The sequence below is a fragment of the Ectobacillus sp. OTK genome, from assembly GCF_059698935.1.
In genome coordinates this window covers 3,754,174-3,770,756 of the sequence record NZ_AP048547.1, presented here as the reverse complement: position 1 = coordinate 3,770,756, position 16,583 = coordinate 3,754,174, and the positions used below count along the sequence as shown (strand labels likewise).

The following is a 16,583-nucleotide window of genomic DNA, read 5'->3' as shown; positions in this document are numbered from 1 at the left end:
ATGCAAGAGGTTGTACAACAAAAGGTAACAGAAGAGCAGAACAAAGAGCGAATTGATAAGGTCGTTGCGAGCATTAATGCAGAATGGTCGCGTTCGCAAGTGCAGCAATGGATTAAGGACGGAATTGTAACTGTAAACGGACAAGTCGTCAAAGGAAATTACAAAGCAAAAACAGGAGATGCCATTGCAATTACGGTGCCAGAGCCTGAAGTGCTTGATGTATTACCGGAGCCAATGGATCTTGACATTTATTATGAGGATCGTGATGTTCTCGTTGTGAACAAGCCGCGCGGTATGGTTGTGCATCCTGCGCCTGGCCATGTAACCGGAACGCTCGTAAACGGCTTAATGTATCATTGTAAAGATCTATCAGGTATTAATGGTGTCATGCGCCCGGGAATTGTGCACCGTATTGATAAGGATACATCTGGCTTATTGATGGTCGCAAAAAACGACATGGCACATGAGTCGCTTGTGAATCAGCTTGTTGCAAAGACGGTAACAAGACGGTATAAAGCGATTGTGCACGGGGTGATCCCGCATGATACAGGAACGGTTGATGCGCCGATCGGCCGTGATAAAGTGGACCGCCAAAGCATGACGATTGATGAAAATGGAAAGAACGCTGTTACACATTTCCGCGTTCTTGAGCGCTTTAAGGATTTTACGTATGTAGAATGCCGGCTTGAAACGGGACGAACGCATCAGATTCGTGTTCATATGAAGTACATTGGCTATCCGCTTGCGGGAGATCCAAAGTATGGTCCGAAGAAAACACTGGATATTGGCGGGCAAGCGCTTCATGCTGGTATTTTAGGATTTACGCATCCGCGAACAGGGGAGTATATGGAGTTTGAAGCGCCTCTTCCACAAGATTTTGCACATCTGCTTGAATATTTGCGTCGATTATCTTGACAGGTTAAAGAAATACTGAGATAATGTTAACAATTCAATAAGTCCTTTAACGCAGCCCCGTGAGGTTGAGAAGGAGACGGTTTGAAAGAAACAGGGTGACGTATACCCTTTTTCAAGGTCCTCTTGCGCGCGCGGCGAGAGGACTTTTTTTGTAAGAAAAGGTAGACCGATCGTGTCCGCTTTTCTTATGGCTTCCTGACAACAACAGCCTAGGGGTGAAACAAGTGACGGAAAAAGCAGTTGTATTGGATGAGCAAATGGTTCGCCGCGCTTTAACACGCATTAGTCATGAAATTGTAGAACGTAATAAAGGAGTAGACGAACTTGTTCTCGTTGGTATTAAAACGAGAGGAATTTTTCTAGCAAAACGTTTAGCAGAACGAATCGAACAATTTGAGGGAAAAGCAGTTGCGATTGGGGAATTGGATATCACGCTGTACCGCGATGATTTAACACTTCAACAAGACAATGATCCGCTTGTTAAGGGCTCAGATATTCCAATCGATATTACTAATAAAAAGGTAGTACTCGTAGATGATGTACTGTATACAGGCAGAACAGTGCGCGCTGCTATGGACGCGCTAATGGATATCGGAAGACCGTCACAAATTCAACTGGCAGTGCTTGTTGACCGCGGTCACCGCGAACTGCCGATTCGCGCCGATTATGTCGGCAAAAACATTCCAACATCCAGCGAGGAGCGCATTGTTGTGGCTCTAAGCGAAGTGGATACAGAGGATAAAGTAAGCATATACTACTAACTAGTAATGCCCTTTTAAAAGCAGTCCCGTGAGGCTGTCAAAGGGTCTCTACTTCCGCATGCCTGATCGCACGGCATATGGATGTACAGGACTCTTTGTGCAACGGACGCAAAGAGTTTTTTATTTATGAGGAGGATTTATTTTTTATGCAAAAACCAGTACTTGATATTCACGAAATACCAAGCCCGGGAAAATGGTTCTTACTAAGCATTCAGCACTTGTTTGCTATGTTTGGTGCAACAGTTCTCGTACCCTTCCTGACCGGACTAAATCCAGCAGTTGCACTTATTACAAGCGGGGTTGGAACACTTACCTTCATTCTAATTACAAAAGGGCAAATGCCGGCTTATCTTGGTTCATCCTTTGCGTTTATCGCGCCAATTATTGCAGTAAAAGCATCAGGTGGTCCGGGAGCCGCAATGGTGGGAGCGTTTCTAGCAGGTCTTGTCTATGCGATTATTGCAATAATCATCAAGCAAGCAGGATCCGGCTGGGTGATGAAGCTATTGCCGCCAGTCGTTGTAGGGCCCGTAATTATGGTAATCGGACTTGGACTTGCAGGTACAGCGGTTAATATGGCTATGAATGATGCAGACGGAAAATACAGCTTAACAAATTTTTCAGTTGCTTTAGTAACACTTGCCATTACAATTGCTTTCTCCATTTTTGCAAGAGGCTTTTTTAGCATCATCCCTGTCCTGCTGGGCATTATCGGCGGATACGTATTTGCTTATACGCAAGGCCTGGTAGATTTTCAAAAAGTAATTGATGCAAAATGGTTTGCAGTACCGGACTTTACGATTCCGTTTTTAACATACACACCAGGAGTTTCTTGGACAATTATTCTTCTTATGGTTCCGGTAGCGGTTGTAACAATTTCGGAGCATATTGGGCATCAAATCGTACTTGGAAATGTTATTAATCGTGATTTGTTTCAAAAGCCAGGATTACACCGTTCATTATTGGGTGACGGGGTAGCGACAATGGCAGCTGCTCTTCTTGGAGGGCCGCCAAGCGTAACATACGGCGAAAATATTGGTGTACTCGCGATTACACGTGCATACAGTGTATATTTATTCGTGGGTTCGGCAGTCATGGCAATCGTGTTTGGATTTGTAGGAAAGGTTTCTGCATTAATTAGCACAATTCCAACACCTGTTATGGGCGGTGTGTCTATCCTCTTGTTCGGAATTATAGCATCAAGCGGCTTGCGTACGATGATTGACGATAAAGTAGATTTTGGCGAAAAACGCAACCTGGTGATCGCTTCTGTGATCCTTGTTCTTGGAATTGGAGGGGCCGTTATTCATATCGGCCAATCGTTCCAGGTAGAAGGCATGGCGCTTTCCGCGATTATCGGTGTGCTTTTAAATCTTGTTCTTCCTTCAGCAAAAGAGGGAAAGAAATCAACTAAACAACGAAAAGTATCATAACCACCTTTTAAGTAAGTCCCGTGAGACTTGAAAGGGTGTAAAAAATGCTTAAACTTTTTACACCCTGGTCTCATAAAGATCAGGGTATTTTTATTCACGTATTGTTATAAATATGCCGATGTAGTATGATAAAACACAGGAATGAGGGATTAGGATGACAGTGAAGCATTTGCTAACGATGAGCGAGTTATCAGTGCAGGAGATAAAAGAGATTTTAAAGGACGCTGAAGAATTTGCCCGCGGCTGCATTGTACAGCCAAAGGAGAAAACATTTGTCGCAAATTTGTTCTTTGAAGCAAGTACAAGAACGCGCTTTAGCTTTGAAGTAGCAGAAAAGCGTCTTGGACTTGAGGTTCTCAACTTTTCCGCAGAATCATCGAGCGTACAAAAAGGGGAAACGCTGTATGATACTGTAAAAACCTTGCAATCCATCGGAGCAAAAGCTGTTGTCATCCGCCACCCAGAGGATCGTTATTTTGATGAGCTTAGGGGAAAAATAAACATTCCGATTTTAAATGCAGGCGACGGATGCGGCAATCACCCGACGCAATCCTTACTTGATTTGCTTACGATCGGGCAGGAGTTTGGCAGCTTTGAGGGGCTGAAGATCGCGATTGTCGGGGATATCCGCCATAGCCGCGTAGCACGTTCCAATGCTGAGGCGTTAACAAAATTAGGAGCCAGCGTCTTTTTCGCAAGCCCAAAAGAGTGGATGGATGAACAAAATTCTTTCGGAACATACGAATCTCTTGATGAACTCATTCCTCAGGTAGATGTTCTTATGCTACTGCGCGTTCAGCATGAACGGCATGACAAGTTTGCAGAGCATATTATGAGGGATTATCATGAGCAGCATGGCTTAACAATTGAGAGGGAGCAGCGTATGAAGCCGGGAAGCATCATTTTGCATCCTGCGCCAGTCAACCGAGGCGTTGAAATTGCAGATGAACTCGTAGAATGCGGACGTTCCCGAATCTTCAAGCAAATGGAGAACGGTGTATATGTAAGAATGGCAGTGTTAAAGCGCGCGTTGTCAGCAGAATTAGGAGGGGTGAACCATGAATTACTTGTTTAAAAACGGTTTGTATGTAAATGAAGAAGGAAACACCATCAAAACTGATATACTCATTCAGGATGGCGTAGTTGCAGAGATAGGAGAAAACCTAGAAAGCAAAGACGCACAAGTGATTAACATACAAGGGCATCTGATTGCCCCAGGATTCATTGATGTTCACGTGCATTTACGAGAGCCGGGCGGAGAGCATAAGGAAACAATTGCAACTGGTACGCTTGCTGCGGCAAAAGGCGGATTTACAACAATTTGCTCCATGCCGAATACGCGTCCTGTTCCAGACAGCGTGGAACATATGGAAAATTTGCAAAAACGCATTTCTGAAAGCGCACATGTAAATGTTCTGCCATATGCTGCAATTACAGTGCGTCAGCTTGGAGAAGAATTGACTGATTTTGAGGCTTTAAAGAAATTGGGAGCCTTCGCTTTTACAGATGATGGTGTCGGTGTGCAAGATGCAAGCAAGATGCTAGAAGCAATGAAGCGAGCGGCGGCGATACATATGCCGATCGTGGCGCATTGTGAAGAAAATACATTGATTAATAAAGGCTGTGTTCATGAAGGAACGTTTTCTAAGGAAAATGGCTTAAATGGAATTCCTTCTGTTTGTGAATCTGTTCATATCGCACGCGATGTGTTGCTCGCAGAAGCAGCTGATTGTCATTACCATGTTTGTCATATTAGCACGAAGGAATCGGTTCGTGTTGTGCGCGATGCAAAGCGTGCCGGCATTCGTGTGACGACTGAGGTTTCACCGCATCACTTGCTGCTGTGTGATGAAGACATCGTTGGACTTGATCCAAACTTTAAAATGAATCCGCCTCTTCGCGGGGCAGACGACAGAGCGGCGCTTATCGAAGGATTGCTTGATGGAACAATTGATATGATCGCAACAGACCACGCTCCGCATACAGCAGAGGAAAAAGCGCTTGGCATTGAACGTGCTCCGTTTGGGATTACAGGACTTGAAACAGCGTTCCCGCTGCTATACACGAACTTCGTTGAAACAAACATTTTAACGTTAGCGCAGCTTGTGGAATTCCTAACAGTGAAACCGGCTGAAACATTTGGCCTTGATAGCGGTCGTCTTCAGGTTGGTAAAAAAGCAGACATTACAATTGTAAACTTAGAAGAAGAACAAGAGATTGATCCGGCAACATTCGTATCAAAAGGGAAAAACACGCCGTTTGCTGGCTGGAAATGTAAAGGATGGCCAGTTATGACACTTGTCGGCGGTAAAATTGCATGGCAAAAGGAGAGTGTATTCGCATGAAGAAGCGACAGCTGATTTTAGAAGATGGAACGGTATTTATCGGGAAAGCATTTGGCGGTGAGACAGAGAAAGCTGGAGAAGTTGTATTTAACACAGGGATGACAGGCTACCAAGAAATTCTATCTGATCCTTCCTACTGCTCACAAATTGTTACACTTACGTATCCGTTAATTGGAAACTACGGCATTAACCGTGACGACTTTGAAACAATCAACCCATCTATTCATGGATTAATCGTAAAGGAAGTATGCGATCATCCATCAAACTTCCGCAGTGATTTGTCGCTTGATGAATACCTAAAAGAGCGTGATATTCCTGGTCTTTCCGGTATTGATACACGTAAGCTGACAAGAATCCTTCGTCAGCACGGTACACTTCGCGGCCGTTTGTGCGGTATGGATGCTGATGTGAACGAAGTGGTAAATCAGCTGAAGGACACTGCATATACAGGTCAGGTAAAGCAAGTATCGACAGGACATGCTTATCCAAGCCCGGGACGCGGCTACCGCGTTGTTCTTGTGGATTACGGCATGAAGCACGGTATTTTGAGAGAGCTAAACAACCGCAACTGTGATGTAGTTGTTGTACCGTACAATACAAGCGCTGCTGAAATCCTGCGTTTAAATCCAGATGGCATTATGCTAAGCAACGGCCCTGGAGATCCAAAGGATGTACCTGAAGCAATTGAAACAGTTCGTGAGCTTATCGGCAAAGTACCATTGTTCGGCATCTGCCTTGGCCATCAGCTGTTCGCACTGGCAAGCGGAGCAGATACAGAGAAGCTTAAGTTCGGCCACCGCGGCTCTAACCATCCGGTTAAAAACCTAGTAACAGGAAGAGTAGACATTACAGCGCAAAACCACGGCTATACAGTAGAACCATCATCTATTGCCAATACAAAGCTTGAAGTTACGCATGTAGCGCTAAATGACGGCACAATAGAAGGATTGCGCCATAAAGAAGCGCCGGCATTTACAGTGCAATATCACCCAGAGGCATCTCCTGGACCAGAGGATGCGAACCACTTATTTGACCAATTTTTAAGCATGATTGAAAACTGCAAGAAGGAAGGGGAAGCGTTATGCCAAAACGTTTAGACATTAATACAATCTTAGTAATCGGATCCGGCCCAATCGTTATCGGGCAAGCAGCGGAGTTTGACTACTCCGGTACACAAGCGTGTCAGGCGCTGAAAGAAGAAGGATACAAAGTTATTCTTGTTAACTCCAACCCTGCGACAATCATGACTGATACGGCAACTGCCGATAAAGTATATATTGAGCCATTAACAGTAGAGTTTGTGAGCCGAATCATTCGCAAAGAACGTCCAGATGCGGTGCTTCCTACATTAGGCGGCCAAACAGGCTTGAACATGGCGGTAGAATTAGCGAAATCCGGCGTATTAGATGAGTGCGGCGTAGAAATTTTAGGAACGAAGCTTTCTGCAATTGAGCGTGCGGAAGACCGTGATTTGTTCCGCACTTTAATGCAGGAGCTTAACGAGCCAATCCCGCAAAGTACAATTATTCATACACTAGAAGAAGCTCAGGCTTTTGTAAAAGAAATCGGCTTCCCGGTAATCGTGCGTCCGGCATTTACGCTTGGCGGAACGGGCGGCGGTATTTGCTCAAACGACGAAGAATTAGTTGAAATCGTATCAAGCGGCTTGAAGCACAGCCCTGTGACACAATGTTTGCTTGAGAAGAGTATCGCTGGCTGCAAGGAAATCGAGTACGAAGTAATGCGTGACGCAAACGACAACGCAATTGTTGTATGTAACATGGAAAACATTGACCCAGTAGGTGTTCATACAGGGGATTCCATCGTTGTTGCGCCTAGCCAAACGCTAAGCGACCGTGAATACCAAATGCTGCGTAATACATCTTTAAAAATTATTCGCGCGCTAGGTATCGAAGGCGGATGTAACGTACAGCTTGCACTGGATCCAGACAGCTTCCAGTACTATGTAATTGAAGTAAACCCGCGCGTAAGCCGTTCTTCTGCGCTTGCATCGAAAGCAACTGGTTACCCAATTGCAAAATTGGCAGCGAAAATCGCAGTAGGCTTAACACTGGATGAAATCATCAACCCAGTTACGAAAACATCATTTGCATGCTTCGAGCCTGCGCTTGACTATGTTGTATCCAAAATCCCACGCTGGCCGTTTGACAAGTTCGAGGACGCAAACCGTCTTCTCGGCACACAAATGAAGGCAACAGGCGAAGTTATGGCGATGGGCCGTACGTTAGAAGAATCGCTTTTAAAAGCAGTTCGTTCTCTAGAGCTTGGCGTGTACCATTTAGAAATGGATCACTTAAAAGAGCTTGATAAGGAAACAATGCAAAAGCGTATTGCAAAAGCGGATGATGAGCGTTTATTCATCGTAGCGGAAGCAATCCGTCAAGGCGTAACAAAAGAAGAAATTCATGACTGGAGCGCAATGGACTTCTTCTTCCTGCAAAAAATTGAAAACATCGTAAACATGGAGAAGCAGTTGAAGGAAAACGTAGGAAACCTTGAAGTGCTTCAAGAAGCGAAGGAAATGGGCTTTAGTGACCGTTACATCGCATCCGTATGGGGTACAGATGAAAGTGCGATTTATGCCACAAGAAAGCAAAACGGCATTATCCCTGTCTACAAAATGGTAGATACATGTGCGGCTGAGTTCGAATCTGCTACACCGTATTTCTACAGCACGTACGAAGATGAAAACGAATCAATCGTATCAGATCGCAAGAGTGTTGTTGTACTAGGTTCCGGTCCGATCCGCATCGGTCAAGGGATCGAGTTTGACTATGCGACTGTACACTCTGTATGGGCGATTAAAGAAGCGGGTTATGAAGCGATTATCATCAATAACAACCCGGAAACAGTATCTACAGACTTCAGTATTTCTGACAAATTATACTTCGAGCCATTAACAATCGAAGATGTAATGCATATTATCGACTTAGAGAAGCCAGAAGGCGTTATCGTTCAGTTCGGCGGTCAAACAGCAATCAACCTTGCTGCTAAGCTTGAGGCACGCGGCGTGAAAATTTTAGGAACATCTCTTGAAGACTTAGACCGTGCGGAAGATCGTGATAAATTTGAAGCGACTTTAACAGCGCTTGGCGTTCCGCAGCCTAAAGGTAAAACAGCGACAGCGGTAGAAGAAGCAGTTGTGATCGCAGAAGAAATCGGCTATCCAGTGCTTGTAAGACCATCCTACGTTCTTGGCGGACGCGCGATGGAAATCGTATACCGCAAGGAAGAGCTTCTGCACTATATGCAAAACGCGGTAAAAGTACATGCGGATCATCCAGTACTCATTGACCGTTACATGATCGGAAAAGAAATCGAGGTTGACGGAATTTCTGACGGCACAGATGTATACATCCCAGGTATTATGGAGCATATCGAGCGCGCGGGCGTTCACTCTGGTGACTCGATTGCAGTATATCCATCTCAAAGCTTAACGCAAGAAATTAAAGATAAGATTGTACAGCATACGATTTCCCTTGCAAAAGGCTTAAACATCGTCGGCTTGCTTAACATCCAGTTCGTTGTATACAAAGATGAGGTATACGTGCTAGAGGTAAACCCTCGTTCAAGCCGTACTGTACCATTCTTAAGCAAAATTACTGGCGTGCCAATGGCGAACATTGCAACAAAGGTTATTCTTGGCAGCACACTGAAGGAGCTTGGCTATGGCACAGGCTACCACCCAGAGGCGAACGAAGTGTATGTAAAAGCACCAGTATTCTCGTTTGCGAAGCTGCGTTCTGTTGATACAACACTCGGCCCTGAAATGAAATCAACAGGCGAGGTTATGGGTAAAGATACAACGCTTGAGAAAGCATTGTATAAAGGCTTAATCGCAGCGGGCATTAACATCCCAACGCACGGCTCAGTAATTATTACGGTTTCAGATAAAGATAAAGCAGAGGCGCTTGAAATCGCGAAACGCTTCTACGATATCGGCTTCAACATTATGGCGACAGCTGGCACAGCGAAATACTTGCAGCAAGGCGGCATTCCGGTTCAATTTGTGAACAAAATTGATTCTGAGGATTATAACCTGCTTGACATTATCCGCCAAGGAAAAGCGCAGTTTGTTATCAACACATTAACGAAGGGCAAGCAGCCTGAGCGCGACGGTTTCCGTATTCGCCGTGAATCCGTTGAAAACGGTGTTGCATGCTTAACATCTCTTGATACAACGAGAGCGATTTTACAAGTTATTGAATCGATGACATTCTCAGCAGTTCAAATGAAGGAAATAACAGTTCCGACTCGTCAACAGGCGGTGTATTCATGATGAAAAAGCAGCTCATGACCGTCGTCCGTCAGCAAGCAATCGCAAAAAATATTTATGAGTTGACGTTAGCAGGCAGTCTTGTGCAGCAAATGAACGAACCCGGGCAGTTTGTGCATATCAAGGTGGCAGAGGGGCATTCTCCTCTGCTTCGCCGCCCGATCAGCATTTGCAACGTGGACAAGGACAAGAATGAATTCACTATGCTGTACCGCGCGGAAGGAAAGGGTACATCTCTTTTAGCGAATAAGCGCACAGGCGATGAAGTGGACGTGCTCGGTCCGTTAGGTAACGGGTTTCCAGTTGAAGAAGCAGAGCCGGGACAAACAGCTTGCTTAGTTGGAGGCGGAATCGGTGTTCCTCCATTATATGAATTATCGCAGCAGCTTACAGCACGAGGCGTTCGCGTTATTCACATTCTCGGATTTCAATCGAAGGAGAATGTGTTTTATGAGGAAAAATTTGCAGAGCTCGGCGACACATACGTAGCAACAGTGGACGGCACACATGGAACAAAGGGATTTGTTACAGATGTGATTGACCAAAACGGCATTACCTTTGATATTCTTTATTCATGCGGCCCGACGCCTATGCTAAAAGCATTAGACGGACGGTACCAGGATCGAAAAGCGTATATCTCGCTTGAAGAGCGGATGGGCTGCGGCATTGGCGCTTGCTTCGCCTGCGTATGCCATTTGCAAAGCGATCCGAATGGTTATTCTTATAAAAAGATTTGCAGTGATGGACCAGTATTTAAAGCAGGGGAGGTTGTATTATGAGTCGATTACAAGTAGAATTGCCGGGTCTTTCCTTGAAGAACCCAATTATGCCGGCATCCGGCTGCTTTGGATTCGGACGTGAATACGCCAACCTGTATGATTTAAGCATTCTTGGCTCTATTATGATTAAAGCAACAACAGAACAGCCGCGTTTTGGAAATCCAACGCCGCGTGTGGCAGAAACACCAGCTGGCATGCTAAATGCAATCGGCCTCCAAAACCCAGGGCTTCAGAAGGTAGTAAGCGAGGAATTGCCATGGCTTGAGCAGTTTGATGTGCCGATTATCGCTAATGTAGCGGGATCGCAGACAGAGGATTATGTTGCAGTAGCGAAAGAAATTTCAAAGGCGCCGAACGTACATGCGCTTGAATTAAATATCTCTTGTCCAAATGTAAAAACAGGTGGAATTGCCTTTGGAACGATACCCGAAATTGCAGCGGACTTAACAAAGAAAGTAAAAGAGGTATCAGAGGTACCTGTTTATGTAAAACTATCTCCAAATGTAGCAAACATCGTGGATATGGCAAAAGCAATTGAACAAGCTGGTGCTGACGGGTTAACAATGATTAACACGCTTATTGGCATGCGCCTGGATTTAAAAACAGCAAAGCCAATTCTTGCCAATCGGACAGGCGGTTTATCCGGCCCTGCGATTAAACCAGTTGCACTTCGCATGATTTATGAAGTAAGCCAAGCGGTAGAGATTCCGATTATCGGCATGGGCGGCGTAGAAACAGCAGAGGACGTAATTGAATTTTTCTATGCAGGTGCAAGTGCCGTAGCAGTCGGAACAGCAAACTTCGTAGACCCATACGTATGTCCGCAGATTATTGAAGAATTGCCGCAGCTTCTTGAAGAGCTTGGGTATGATCACATTTCAGACTGTCACGGAAGGAGCTGGAAGAATGCGAACACCTATAGTCGCGCTTGATTTCCCGAGCCAAAAGGAAGTCGAGCAGTTTCTTGCACATTTCGGTGAGGAATCGCTATTTGTAAAGGTCGGTATGGAGTTGTTTTACCGGGAAGGGACGAGCATTATCACCTATTTGAAGGAACGAGGCCACCGCATTTTCTTGGATTTAAAGCTGCATGATATTCCAAATACCGTAAAAAGTGCTATGCGAAATCTCGCTATTCTTGGTGTGGATATGGTTAATGTTCACGCTGCTGGCGGAACGAATATGATGAAAGCGGCGCTCGAAGGGTTGCAGGAAGGAACGCCAGAAGGAAAAGAACGGCCGATTTGTATCGCCGTAACGCAGCTTACGAGCACATCTGAAGAAGTGATGCAAAGGGAGCTGTGGATTGAAAAATCCTTGGAAGAAACGGTACTGCATTATGCGAAGCTCGCACAAGACAGCGGGTTGGACGGTGTTGTTTGCTCAACCCTTGAAGTGCCGAAAATCCGTGAAGCGTGCGGAGAAGGCTTTGTGACGGTTACACCTGGAATTCGTATGGCAGACGACAATGTTGATGATCAAGTTCGCATTGCAACACCAGCGCGTGCACGTGAATTAGGCTCCACATATATCGTAGTTGGACGAAGCATTACAAAAGCGGAGAATCCGCTTGAGGCATATAAGAAGGTAACACAACAATGGGAGGGGTCTACTGTATGAAAAAACAAATCGCATCTCACTTATTAGATATCGGAGCGGTATTTTTACGGCCAAATGACCCATTTACATGGTCTTCTGGTATTAAATCTCCTATTTATTGCGACAATCGCTTAACGCTCTCCTTTCCAAATGTAAGAAAAGATATTGCGAAAGGCTTACAGCAATTAATCGAAGCGCATTTCCCAGAGGCAGATGTGATTGCAGGAACAGCAACAGCCGGCATTCCGCATGCTGCATGGGTGAGCGATTTGATGAACTTGCCAATGTGCTATGTACGCAGCAAAGCAAAAAGCCACGGCAAAGGCAATCAAATCGAAGGAAAAGTAACAGAAGGACAAAAGGTTGTTGTTGTTGAGGATTTAATTTCAACAGGCGGCAGCGCAATTACATGCGTAGAGGCATTGCGTGAAGCGGGCTGCGAAGTGCTTGGCATCGTATCGATTTTTACATACGAGCTGCAGGCTGGGCAGGACAAATTGGATGCGGCGAACGTAGCATCCTATTCGTTGAGCAACTACTCTGCTCTTATTGAGGTTGCGTTAGAAAAAGGCATCATCGCTGAAGGCGATCTAGCGAAGCTGCAGGAGTGGCGCCAAAATCCGGCAGAATGGATGACGGAAAAAGCTTAATCTTTAAACATAAAAAGAGCAAAGGGGCGGCCCTTTGCTCTTTTTTGTGTTTAAAGATTATTGAACAAAAGATAAAATTATTATTTTTTCTATTGCATTATTCGTTTTGTTAATTTTTTATAAAAGTATTTTACCATTTACATACGATATGTAAATTAGCCAAAGGATTCTTTAAGAATCTATTAATTTCATTGAATTCTATGGTTTTCTCTCTAGAATGGAAAAGGTAATCAATTAGTACAGGAGGTCTAGAAACGATGAAAAAATGCTTAGCTGTTTTAACCCTTATTGCTTCTATTTTCATGATGTCATTCACAGATGTTTTTGCTGCAGGTAATTCCCCATTATCTAAACAAGAGACTGTGGTCCCTCTTGCAAAAGCTCACGCACATAATGATTACGAACATATCCGTCCATTAACTGATGCTTTGGAACATGGATTTACGAGTGTAGAAGCTGATGTTTGGCTTGTGGACGGAGAACTTAATTCCCTAGTATTTTTCCATGAGAAGTCCAACTCTTAATGGAATATTATAAATTTAAAAGCTGCAGCTACAAAAGAATTTGGGATTGAGGGCTTAAAGATTTATCGATCTAAATCTAAACGTCTTCAGTTATATCATACTTTAACAATTGTCGATGCTTATAAAATTTCTCAAAAATAATACCCATTAAATAGAAAAATAACAAACCAAAACAAATGTGAATGAGTGTAAATTTAACTCCAAATGAAGCAAGTTCATATACAATAACCGGTAATTTTGCAGTTGTCCAGACTCCTAAAAAAAATACAATATAGCGTATGCTTGCTCCTTTTTTTAATAAAAGTGCCGCAATTGGAAAAGCTACGTAGAGGGGACCAGCTGCAATTACCCCTAATAATAGGGAGAACAAAATGCCATAGATGCCGGATTTTCTCCCCATATATCTAATTAATGTTTCTTTCTCTACCCATTTGTCAAGCAAACCTACGAATATTAAGACAGGAGGGAGTAGAACCAGCATATCTAAAATGCTTTTTCCTGTTAATTGAAACGCGTTCCATCCCACCGATTGGTTTATAAAAGTAAGGATAATGAGCCCAAATAATAAAATGAAAAAGAAACGATATCTTTTTAATTCATTCATCCCATCACCACCCAAATAATATATGAAAATATTAGAGACATTAACACTGCAGATGCATTGCGAGAATAGGCAAAACTTCGCCCAAATATCTTTTTTTCCATAGGTAAAGTTGTGATTCCTACTGACATTAATGTAGACATTAATACAGCTACTTGAGGGAGTCCTGCACCATTTTGGACTAATGTATGTCCAAGAGGAAATACAACAAAGCTTGGAACTAGTGCAATAGATCCAATTAATGCTGCATAAACAATACCTGTCAATCCAGATTTTTCTCCAATGATTGAAGAAATTAAGGATGGAGTTAATATAGATAGTGATAGTCCAACGAAAAGCATAATTGATAGCATGTCAGGTATAATATTACGAAAGCTTTTCCATGACTTTAATAGAGCATCTCTTGTTTTATTTCGATCTTTTATAAAAGAAATACTGAGAAGAATAATAGCGATAGCGTAGAGGATAGCGCCATTAATCATGATTAGACTCCTTCCATTCCTTGTATTTATTTAAGAAAAACGATAAGTTCTTCATTTTTTCTTCGATATCTATTTGAAAATCTTCTAATTTTCTTTTTCCAAATGTAGTAATTTTGTACATTTTTATCAGCTTATCCTGATCAGATGTATCCAAATAAGACTCAACAGCACCTTCTTTCTCTAATGATTTTAATGTGCGATATAAGATGGCACTATCAATTGGATTGATGGGAAGCTCTTCTTCACATTTCTGCAGAAGTTTCCCTCCATAGCTATCTCCCTCTGTTAAAAATAGCAGAAGAAATGCACCTGTATGTCTCCCTGTATGTTTCATGAAATATATAACCTCCTAATTTAAATGTAAAATTTTTTTCGGCAACACCATACTGTTAATAATAGTATACTGTTATTAACAGTGATATGTCACTAACAGTATGTCCTTTTTTAAAAATTTTTTATTCAATTTTTCAGTTCAGCTTTCGTAGGGTTAGTTGGATGGTGGCTTAAGAATGGAATAACAGTTCCATCTCGTGTGATGGCAGAACAAGCGGGGATATTGTTTAACAGATCTCCGAAAGAATTCCCTTCTTCAATCCTGTGAAGGGCGAAACCCAAGGGTAAGGAGGGGTCATTCGCTTTTACTCTCGTTCACTTGAGAGATGCTTAATCGAAGGAGATTTTCCTTTTAACACATATCGATCACTTTACCGAATATATCGTCAACTTTGGCCCTTTTATCGCCAACTTTCCAAATAAATTGTCAACTGACCGCAAAGGTCTCCTTGTCCCAACCGATTCTTTTAGCCAGTAGTTGAGGAACTGTTTGAGGAACTGTTAATATGATATAGTTATCTCAATTAATGAAAAGGAGTTGAAGTTTTATGTTTAACAAGCATATGGCTGAGATTGTAGCGAACGGGGAGGGTTGTGCAAAATAATACCTGCATAAGACCTCCCAAAGGTTACAATCGAAACTTTAGGAGGCTATAACATTGAATACAATAGATATGAAGCATTTAGGCCTTATTGAAACATTTATTCAGGAGTCTCAAAAATATAGAGATCTTTATATAGGGCGAGTGTCGTCTCAATTTAAAAGCGTATATAAGGTAATCACAGAAAAAGGGGAATTAACAGCTGAAATATCGGGAAAGTTTCTCCACGGCGTAAGAGCGATGTCTGAATACCCGTCTGTCGGAGATTTTGTGATGATCGATCGAACTGATGGCGCACAAGGCAACGGAATTATTCACCATGTGCTTACACGGAAAAGCGTGTTTGCACGAAAAGTGGCGGGGACGACAAGTGATCTCCAAGTAGTGGCCACAAACATTGATACCGTTTTGATCTGTATGTCATTGAACAACGATTTTAATCTTCGGAGACTAGAGCGTTATCTTTCTATCGCCTGGGATAGCGGAGCGACTCCAGTTATTGTGCTGACCAAATCGGATCTTTGTAAAGATCTTGAGAGCAGGCTTTACGACATATCATCGATTGCCATAGGTGTGGATGTTCTTGTAACGACTAGTTTATCTGATGATTGGAAACCATCCATGAAAAAGTATCTATCAGGCGGTCAGACTGTAGCATTCATTGGCTCTTCTGGTGTTGGAAAGTCAACCTTGATTAATTGTCTTCTCGGTCACAGCGTATTAGATACCGGTGGCATTCGAAGCGATGATAAGGGACGACACACCACGACAAGACGAGAGCTAATCTTGTTGCCGGGCTTAGGTGTTGTCATTGATACGCCCGGGATGCGGGAACTTGGGATTATTGGTGCGAATTTGTCAAAATCGTTTGCAGACATTGATGATCTCGCGGCTCAATGTCGTTTTAACGACTGTTCTCATAAAAGTGAACCGAACTGCGCTGTGCAAAAAGCCATAGAAGATAATCATTTGTCAGTTGAACGGTTGGAGAGCTATTGGAAGCTAAAAAAAGAGGTGAAGTACGATAGCTTGAATTCTAGAATGATTGAAAAAGAAAAAATAAATGACATCTTCGGCAGCATGGGTGGCATGAAAAATGCAAGGAATTTCTTTAGAGAACAAAACAAAAACAAAAGAAGATAAAAAGTTATTTAGGAGCTGGTCTCATATAGAGCCAGCTCTTTGAAAATAGAAAACCGACCTTCTTTCATTATTTTACTGAAAGATAAGAAAAGTGAAGTTTGAGGCTTGAATTAGCAACG

The 16,583-nt window shown here is 43.2% G+C and carries 17 protein-coding genes; 14 read left to right on the top strand and 3 right to left on the bottom strand.

What is annotated here, in order from left to right:
* The 12 genes from AC6HZ4_RS18635 (at nt 1) to AC6HZ4_RS18580 (ending at nt 13,303) form a co-directional block, all read left to right on the top strand.
* Nucleotides 1-915: an RluA family pseudouridine synthase gene (locus tag AC6HZ4_RS18635; RefSeq protein ID WP_497491191.1), complete on the top strand. Its 915-nt coding sequence runs from the start codon at nt 1-3 to the stop codon at nt 913-915.
* Between the two features lie 224 nt (nt 916-1,139).
* Nucleotides 1,140-1,676: a bifunctional pyr operon transcriptional regulator/uracil phosphoribosyltransferase PyrR gene (gene pyrR, locus AC6HZ4_RS18630; RefSeq protein WP_497491190.1), complete on the top strand. Its 537-nt coding sequence runs from the start codon at nt 1,140-1,142 to the stop codon at nt 1,674-1,676.
* Nucleotides 1,677-1,822: 146 nt separating this feature from the next.
* Complete coding sequence (locus AC6HZ4_RS18625) at nt 1,823-3,109, top strand: uracil-xanthine permease family protein (protein ID WP_497491188.1); 1,287 nt, start codon at nt 1,823-1,825, stop codon at nt 3,107-3,109.
* Nucleotides 3,110-3,269: 160 nt separating this feature from the next.
* A complete protein-coding gene (locus tag AC6HZ4_RS18620; protein ID WP_497495765.1) occupies nt 3,270-4,184 on the top strand; it encodes an aspartate carbamoyltransferase catalytic subunit in 915 nt (304 codons plus the stop codon).
* On the top strand, nt 4,168-5,454 hold the full coding sequence (gene pyrC / locus AC6HZ4_RS18615; RefSeq protein ID WP_497491187.1) for a dihydroorotase: 1,287 nt from the start codon (nt 4,168-4,170) through the stop codon (nt 5,452-5,454). The genes AC6HZ4_RS18620 and pyrC overlap by 17 nt, the downstream gene beginning before the upstream one ends.
* Nucleotides 5,451-6,551, top strand: coding sequence for a carbamoyl phosphate synthase small subunit (locus AC6HZ4_RS18610; protein WP_497491185.1), 1,101 nt, complete (start codon nt 5,451-5,453; stop codon nt 6,549-6,551). Before pyrC ends, AC6HZ4_RS18610 begins: the two co-directional genes overlap by 4 nt.
* Entirely contained in the window at nt 6,536-9,754 is a 3,219-nt protein-coding gene (gene carB, locus AC6HZ4_RS18605; RefSeq protein WP_497491184.1) for a carbamoyl-phosphate synthase large subunit, read from the top strand. The genes AC6HZ4_RS18610 and carB overlap by 16 nt, the downstream gene beginning before the upstream one ends.
* Nucleotides 9,751-10,530, top strand: a complete 780-nt coding sequence (locus AC6HZ4_RS18600; RefSeq protein WP_497491183.1) for a dihydroorotate dehydrogenase electron transfer subunit — start codon at nt 9,751-9,753, stop codon at nt 10,528-10,530. The genes carB and AC6HZ4_RS18600 overlap by 4 nt, the downstream gene beginning before the upstream one ends.
* A complete protein-coding gene (locus AC6HZ4_RS18595; RefSeq protein WP_497491182.1) occupies nt 10,527-11,462 on the top strand; it encodes a dihydroorotate dehydrogenase in 936 nt (311 codons plus the stop codon). The genes AC6HZ4_RS18600 and AC6HZ4_RS18595 overlap by 4 nt, the downstream gene beginning before the upstream one ends.
* Nucleotides 11,437-12,150 (top strand): orotidine-5'-phosphate decarboxylase, encoded by a 714-nt coding sequence (pyrF, locus tag AC6HZ4_RS18590; RefSeq protein WP_497491181.1) that lies wholly within the window; start codon nt 11,437-11,439, stop codon nt 12,148-12,150. The genes AC6HZ4_RS18595 and pyrF overlap by 26 nt, the downstream gene beginning before the upstream one ends.
* Nucleotides 12,147-12,779: an orotate phosphoribosyltransferase gene (gene pyrE, locus AC6HZ4_RS18585; protein ID WP_497491180.1), complete on the top strand. Its 633-nt coding sequence runs from the start codon at nt 12,147-12,149 to the stop codon at nt 12,777-12,779. The genes pyrF and pyrE overlap by 4 nt, the downstream gene beginning before the upstream one ends.
* 257 nt (nt 12,780-13,036) lie before the next feature.
* Complete coding sequence (locus tag AC6HZ4_RS18580; RefSeq protein WP_497491179.1) at nt 13,037-13,303, top strand: hypothetical protein; 267 nt, start codon at nt 13,037-13,039, stop codon at nt 13,301-13,303.
* Between the two features lie 76 nt (nt 13,304-13,379).
* Here the strand turns inward: AC6HZ4_RS18580 and AC6HZ4_RS18575 are convergent, their stop codons facing one another.
* The 3 genes from AC6HZ4_RS18575 to AC6HZ4_RS18565 are packed head-to-tail and all read right to left on the bottom strand — an operon-like array spanning nt 13,380 to nt 14,720.
* Nucleotides 13,380-13,907 (bottom strand): permease, encoded by a 528-nt coding sequence (locus AC6HZ4_RS18575; protein WP_497491178.1) that lies wholly within the window; start codon nt 13,905-13,907, stop codon nt 13,380-13,382.
* The gene (locus tag AC6HZ4_RS18570; protein WP_497491177.1) at nt 13,904-14,386 is read right to left on the bottom strand and encodes a hypothetical protein; all 483 of its coding nucleotides are present in this window, start codon (nt 14,384-14,386) and stop codon (nt 13,904-13,906) included. The genes AC6HZ4_RS18575 and AC6HZ4_RS18570 overlap by 4 nt, the downstream gene beginning before the upstream one ends.
* Nucleotides 14,379-14,720, bottom strand: a complete 342-nt coding sequence (locus AC6HZ4_RS18565) for a PadR family transcriptional regulator (RefSeq protein ID WP_497491176.1) — start codon at nt 14,718-14,720, stop codon at nt 14,379-14,381. The genes AC6HZ4_RS18570 and AC6HZ4_RS18565 overlap by 8 nt, the downstream gene beginning before the upstream one ends.
* A 123-nt stretch (nt 14,721-14,843) precedes the next feature.
* On the opposite strand from AC6HZ4_RS18565, the gene AC6HZ4_RS18560 reads away from it, so the two are divergent.
* Nucleotides 14,844-14,987, top strand: coding sequence for a TetR-like C-terminal domain-containing protein (locus AC6HZ4_RS18560; RefSeq protein ID WP_497495764.1), 144 nt, complete (start codon nt 14,844-14,846; stop codon nt 14,985-14,987).
* Between the two features lie 391 nt (nt 14,988-15,378).
* The gene (rsgA, locus tag AC6HZ4_RS18555; RefSeq protein WP_497491175.1) at nt 15,379-16,464 is read left to right on the top strand and encodes a ribosome small subunit-dependent GTPase A; all 1,086 of its coding nucleotides are present in this window, start codon (nt 15,379-15,381) and stop codon (nt 16,462-16,464) included.
* Nucleotides 16,465-16,583 lie beyond the last annotated feature (119 nt).

What these genes read in the sequence shown, in the direction of transcription:
- AC6HZ4_RS18635 (WP_497491191.1), top strand. Translation starts at nt 1, where the DNA reads ATGCAAGAGGTTGTACAACAAAAGGTAACAGAAGAGCAGAACAAAGAG.
- AC6HZ4_RS18625 (WP_497491188.1), top strand. Translation starts at nt 1,823, where the DNA reads ATGCAAAAACCAGTACTTGATATTCACGAAATACCAAGCCCGGGAAAA.
- pyrC (WP_497491187.1), top strand. Translation starts at nt 4,168, where the DNA reads ATGAATTACTTGTTTAAAAACGGTTTGTATGTAAATGAAGAAGGAAAC.
- AC6HZ4_RS18610 (WP_497491185.1), top strand. Translation starts at nt 5,451, where the DNA reads ATGAAGAAGCGACAGCTGATTTTAGAAGATGGAACGGTATTTATCGGG.
- carB (WP_497491184.1), top strand. Translation starts at nt 6,536, where the DNA reads ATGCCAAAACGTTTAGACATTAATACAATCTTAGTAATCGGATCCGGC.
- AC6HZ4_RS18600 (WP_497491183.1), top strand. Translation starts at nt 9,751, where the DNA reads ATGATGAAAAAGCAGCTCATGACCGTCGTCCGTCAGCAAGCAATCGCA.
- AC6HZ4_RS18595 (WP_497491182.1), top strand. Translation starts at nt 10,527, where the DNA reads ATGAGTCGATTACAAGTAGAATTGCCGGGTCTTTCCTTGAAGAACCCA.
- pyrF (WP_497491181.1), top strand. Translation starts at nt 11,437, where the DNA reads ATGCGAACACCTATAGTCGCGCTTGATTTCCCGAGCCAAAAGGAAGTC.
- pyrE (WP_497491180.1), top strand. Translation starts at nt 12,147, where the DNA reads ATGAAAAAACAAATCGCATCTCACTTATTAGATATCGGAGCGGTATTT.
- AC6HZ4_RS18580 (WP_497491179.1), top strand. Translation starts at nt 13,037, where the DNA reads ATGAAAAAATGCTTAGCTGTTTTAACCCTTATTGCTTCTATTTTCATG.
- AC6HZ4_RS18575 (WP_497491178.1), bottom strand. Translation starts at nt 13,907, where the DNA reads ATGAATGAATTAAAAAGATATCGTTTCTTTTTCATTTTATTATTTGGG.
- AC6HZ4_RS18570 (WP_497491177.1), bottom strand. Translation starts at nt 14,386, where the DNA reads ATGATTAATGGCGCTATCCTCTACGCTATCGCTATTATTCTTCTCAGT.
- AC6HZ4_RS18565 (WP_497491176.1), bottom strand. Translation starts at nt 14,720, where the DNA reads ATGAAACATACAGGGAGACATACAGGTGCATTTCTTCTGCTATTTTTA.